The sequence below is a fragment of the Nostocoides australiense Ben110 genome, assembly GCF_001050535.1.
GTDB classification, from domain to species: domain Bacteria; phylum Actinomycetota; class Actinomycetes; order Actinomycetales; family Dermatophilaceae; genus Nostocoides_A; species Nostocoides_A australiense.
This window is the reverse complement of the sequence record NZ_HG764815.1, coordinates 2,863,280-2,868,577: the sequence shown is the minus strand read 5'-3', so window position 1 is coordinate 2,868,577 and position 5,298 is coordinate 2,863,280. Positions and strand designations below refer to the sequence as shown.

At 66.6% G+C, this 5,298-nt stretch carries 5 protein-coding genes and 1 pseudogene; all 6 read left to right on the top strand.

Going from position 1 to position 5,298, the window contains the following annotated elements; all coding sequences use genetic code 11:
- Nucleotides 1-377, top strand: a 377-nt coding sequence (locus BN11_RS13795) for a DUF3459 domain-containing protein (protein WP_048698561.1), incomplete at its 5' end; no start/stop codon positions are given.
- The gene (locus tag BN11_RS13790) at nt 356-1,372 is read left to right on the top strand and encodes a LacI family DNA-binding transcriptional regulator (protein WP_048698559.1); all 1,017 of its coding nucleotides are present in this window, start codon (nt 356-358) and stop codon (nt 1,370-1,372) included. The genes BN11_RS13795 and BN11_RS13790, both read left to right, overlap by 22 nt.
- Nucleotides 1,373-2,091: 719 nt before the next feature.
- Nucleotides 2,092-2,550: a zinc metalloprotease gene (locus tag BN11_RS22810; RefSeq protein ID WP_157044160.1), complete on the top strand. Its 459-nt coding sequence runs from the start codon at nt 2,092-2,094 to the stop codon at nt 2,548-2,550.
- 576 nt (nt 2,551-3,126) lie between these two features.
- Nucleotides 3,127-4,045 (top strand): annotated as a pseudogene (locus tag BN11_RS13785) (IS982 family transposase).
- Between the two features lie 54 nt (nt 4,046-4,099).
- Nucleotides 4,100-4,528: a CBS domain-containing protein gene (locus tag BN11_RS13780; RefSeq protein ID WP_048698557.1), complete on the top strand. Its 429-nt coding sequence runs from the start codon at nt 4,100-4,102 to the stop codon at nt 4,526-4,528.
- A 200-nt stretch (nt 4,529-4,728) separates the two neighbouring features.
- Nucleotides 4,729-5,298: serine/threonine-protein kinase (locus tag BN11_RS13775; protein WP_235435478.1), on the top strand; the 570-nt coding region annotated here is incomplete at its 3' end.

The following is a 5,298-nucleotide window of genomic DNA, read 5'->3' as shown; positions in this document are numbered from 1 at the left end:
CCACTCCCGGCGGTGCGCCGCCCGCCACCACCCCCGCAGGCGAGCCGCCGCTGTGGGACAAGCGACTGCATACCGTCTATCGCGACCTGATCGCGATGCGGCGCGCCTCCCCGGCCCTGCACGCCGGCGGGCTGCGGTGGGTGTACGCCGACGACGACGTTCTGGTCTACCTGCGCGAACACCCGCAGCAGACGGCCCTGGTGCACCTGGCCCGGCTCGCCCATGACCCCGTGCGGCTCCCCGCGGCGGCGCTGGACGGCATCGAGTGCGGGTGCGCGGCATACGGTCCGGGGCTCGCCGTCGACGGCGACGAGATCGTCCTGTCCGCCGGCGGACCGCACGTGGGAGTGTGGACATGGTCCCCCCGCGCGGAGTGAAGCTGCGCCTGGCGCAGATCGCCCGCCAGGCGGAGGTCAGCGAGTCGACGGTGAGCCGGGTCCTCAACGACCGGCCGGGTGTCTCCGAAACGACCCGCGCCGCCGTGCTCACCGCCATCGACGTGCTCGGGTATGAGGTGCCGGAGCGCCTGCGCCCGCGCGCCGGGGCGCTCGTCGGGCTGATCACGCCCGAGCTGACGAATCCGATCTTCCCCGCGTTCGCCCAGACCATCGAGTCGGGGCTGGCGGTGCGGGGGTTCACCCCGGTGCTGTGCACGCAGACCCCGGGCGGGGTGCACGAGGACGTCTATGTGCAGATGCTCCTCGACCGGGGCGTCGCCGGCATCATCTGCGTCTCCGGCCAGCACGCGGACACGCTCGAGAGCGTGGAACGGTATGTCTCGCTGCTGAACCATGGCGTGCCGCTGGTGCTGGTCAACGGTTATCGCGAGGGCGTCGACGCCGCCTTCATCTCCACCGACGACCAGGTCGCGATGGAGGAGTCGATCACCCACCTGCGCGAGCTCGGCCACGAACGCATCGGCCTGGCCGTGGGCCAGCGGCAGTACGTGCCGGTGCAGGACAAGGTGGCGGCGTTCACGCGGCTGATGGGGCCCGGCGCCGCGGACCTGGTCGCCTACGGGCTGTTCACCGTCGAAGGTGGTGCCCTGACCACCTCGGCCCTGATCGAGCGGGGCGCGACGGCGATCGTCTACGGCTCGGACATCATGGCCCTCGGCGGTATGCGGCAGGCCCGCCGGCTCGGTCTGCAGGTGCCGCGTGACCTGTCGATCGTCGGCTACGACGACTCGCCCCTGATGGCCTTCACCGACCCGCCGCTCACGACGATCCGGCAGGCGGTGGCCAAGATGTCGGACGCGATCGTGTTCGCCCTCCTCGACGGCGTCAACTCCGCGGGCCGCCACGCCCGGCCCCACATGGTCTTCGAGCCCGAACTCGTCGTCCGCGGCTCCACCGGCCGCGCCCCCGCCTGACATCGCCGACATTGGGGTGTCTGCCTAGCTAGGGGCGGAAGTGACGCCCTGGCGCCGTTTGGGAAAGCGGGGGAACGCCCGGCAGTCATCGCAGGGCGGTTTCGAGGTGCGCAGCAAATGCGGGTCATGACGTTCGGTCCCGACGGGGTCCCAGGGTCCGGCCGCAAGTCGTAGCAAGGGGACTCGACTGAGGTCTTGACGGATGCTCGCCCTGGATGTCACCATCCTGAGTGACGCAGATCACATAGGGGATCGACGTGGGGTTCCTTAGACGTATGGCCAAGCTGGCGCTAACCGGGACGTTCGCTGGGGCTTGCGTTGCCTTCAATTCGTTACCTAGCGCAGCCACACCTCCGGCTCCATGTGACCGCGGCGCGACACCACTTGAGGCCTCAGACGTAGTTGGGCGGACCGTCGGCTGCGACTTATCCGGACGGATCCTCCTGGTTCTCGGTACAAAGACGTCCATCCCAAAGAACGGGTACGCCGTTACCGCCAGCTCGCTATCGAGTACCGGCCAATTACTCGTTCATGACGAGGTGACCGTCGCCCACATCGCGGGGAAGGTGTATGCGTGGCAAGGTCCAGCTCGATTGGACGACAACGTCATCGGGATCTCTACGCCTCCTTCACCGATCAACTCACCGGCAGCGCCGCTGCATTCAGCCCGGTCCTGCTCGGTTATTCAATACAACTGGTCCGGGAATCGCAATGGGGGCATGGAGTACTATCGCGCTGTTTGGACAACTCCGAATTATCTAAAAGCGTCAACCTCATGGACTGATATCGCGGATGGCGGGTCAAGAATTGATCGTGGTTACAACGAGTGCGGCCTGGCTCAGAATGCTTGGAACATAAGTTTGACCTCGCCAGGGACGACGAGCAGAACCGCGAACATCACAGCCTCTGGTTGCAGCAGCGACGACGATGACGACGTCATCGACTTTGGGCCTTTAGACGCTCCCGCGATCGCCCGGACATGCACATGGTATCTTTCGCTACCCGGTGACAATCCCATTAATAACGCCGACATTCGATTTAAGAGTACCACCGGCCTCTATTTTATCGGTTCGATCCCGAGCGGCTGCAGTGGTCGGTACTCCATCGAAGGTGTCGCCACACATGAGTTCGGCCATGCCTTCGGGCTGAACCACTTTGGAGAGCAGCTACCCAACTGAGACTATGAGTTCTGCCGCTACTTCTTGTTCCTTAGCTGACGCTTCGCTTGGGCGTAGCGACTACGCGGGCCTGTACGACCACTACTAGTAGTCCGGAGCGGACAAATTGAGCTTTGTTCCAATCAGGAGAGTTCGAACCAGGGTTCTAATTGGATCCACGTTGGCCGCACTTCTGGTGGCATCCTGGATCATTTTTTCACTTTTGAATGTTTCGCGCGGGAGTTCTGCCTGCGAAGAGGGCACGCAAATCGAGGACTGTCGCGACGACAACCTTGGAGGCGGGTAGGCCATCAGGGAAACGCTTTACAAGCGGCGAAATTCGCGTCATGGAGTATTCCCGCGAGCGAAGCTCTGTTATATCCCGAAATTCGGCGATGGCTCACGGTCCGAGGGTTCACGCATGGTGCATCGGCCCGCGAGCCGGTCGGACGCCTCGCTGAGTGAGCCGTGTACCCCTGCGCCTCGAGCTGCCTAGATGACTGATTCCCGGTGATGTGACTGGTGTGGCGCGTGTGAAATGAGGCGAGGGTGCCTCAGAGTCGGTGTTGCGAAACCAACACAAGCTCTGGAGGCCTGGTGGACGCCGAGCTGGACACCCTCGTGACCGCACTCTATGTGATGACCGACGACCTGCTCCGGGCTCAGCCCGAGCGTGTCCCGGCACGTCTCAAGGGGTGTTCGCGCCACGGACCAGTGACGCGGAGTTGCTGACGCTGGCGGTGATGCAGGCGCTGCTGGGCTACCCGAGCGAGCGGCACTGGCTGCGCTACGCCCACCGCTACCTGCGCCCGCTCTTCCCCGGCCTGCCGCTGCAGCCGGGGTACAACAAGCGGCTGCGCAAGCTCGGGCATACGATGGCGTGGCTCATCGGCCAACTCGCACGCCAGACCAGCGTTGCTACCGACGACGTCTGGGTGGTCGACTCCACGCCGGTCGAGTGCGCCCGTTCGCGTGAGACCGTCAAGCGATCCGACCTGGCCGGATGGGCCGAGTACGGCTACTGCGCCTCGCATTCCCGGTACTTCTGGGGACTGCGTCTGCACCTGGTCTGCACCGTGCACGGGCTCCCGATCGCCTGGGCCCTGACCGGCGCCAAGGCCGACGAACGCCAGGTTCTGACGGCGTTGTTGGAGAGCACCGAAGGACTCCACCAGCACCAGCACGACGCGATCCACCTGCTCCTGGCCGACAAGAACTACTACGGCAAGACCTTCGAGGCCGAACTCGATGAGAATCGGTTCGGACTGCTGCGCAAAGCCCGCAAGGGCGAGAAGCCCAGGCCGGGCGGCGAGTTCTTCAAACCGCTGCGGCAGATCGTGGAGTCGGTCTTCGACACCTTCAAAGGCCAACTCGACCTCGAAGACCACCACGGCAAGACCCCCGCCGGCGTCGCGACCCGGATCACCCAACGCATCCTGGCCTGACCGCTGTCATCTGGCACAACGACCGCGCCGGCGCACCCGTCCTACGGTCCCTGACCGCCTACGACCACTGACCCCCGGGAATCAGTCATCTAGCGGGGAGGGGCCGGACCGACTACGGTCCTGCCATGAAGATCTCTGAAGTGGTTCGTGGCAAGGGCGACGGCGTCATCACCATCGCACCCGATGCGAGCGTCGGGGACCTCTTGGCGCTCCTGGCCGAGCACCGGATCGGCGCGGTCGTCGTCAGCGCCGACGGGTCTGCCGTCCACGGCATCGTCTCCGAGCGTGACGTCGTGCGCCACCTGCACTCCGCCGGCGCCGACATCCTCTCCGGTCCCGTCTCGGCGATCATGACCTCCGATGTGCGCACCGCCGGCCCCGACTCCGACCTGGACGAGCTCGAGTCGACGATGACCGAGCACCGCATCCGGCACGTCCCGATCCTGGTCGACGGCCGGCTCGCCGCCATCGTCAGCATCGGCGACGTCGTCAAAAACCGGATCAGCAACCTGCAGGCCGAGCGCGAGCAGCTCATCGGCTACATCCAGTCCTGACTCGACCTCGGGGACGCTGACCGCGGGCGCCAGGTCCGTCCTTTAACCTGTCCGTATGAGTGAGCAGCCGGCGGGGGAGCTGCCCGAGTTCACGCGGATCGGGCCTTATCGGCTGCTGCAACAGCTCGGCGAGGGCGGTATGGGCGTGGTGCACCTCGCGCTCGACCGGGCCGGGCGCGCGGTGGCCATCAAGGTGCTGCGTGCGCACGTCGCGGCGGACCCGGCGGCACGCACGCGGCTGGCCCGGGAGGTCGACACCCTCCGGGCCGGGCCTGGACGAGGTCGTCGACGACGCCGGCCCCCTTCGCGGGGCGGCCCTGTTGCAGGTCGGCCGCGGCCTGGCCGGCGCCCTGCACGCCATCCACGAGGCCGGCGTCATCCACCGCGACGTCAAACCCGGCAACATCCTGCTTCTCGACGGCGAGCCGATCCTCATCGACTTCGGCATCGCCCACGTCGCCGACGACGTCCGTCTGACCCGCACGGGCCTGGTCATGGGCACCCCCGGCTACCTGTCACCCGAGATCGTCGAGGGCGCCGCCGTCACCGACTCCACCGACTGGTGGGGCTGGGCGGCCACCTTGGGCTTCGCCGCCCAGGGCCGCCCGCCGTTCGGCCGCGGCTCGATGGAGACGATCCTGTCGCGGGTCGTGCGCGGCGAGGCCGATCTCGCCGGTGTCGACCCCGATCTCGTGCCGCTGCTCGAGGCCGCCCTCTCGCCCTATCCGGAGGACCGGCCCACCGACACCGAGGTGCTGCGCGCCCTGGAG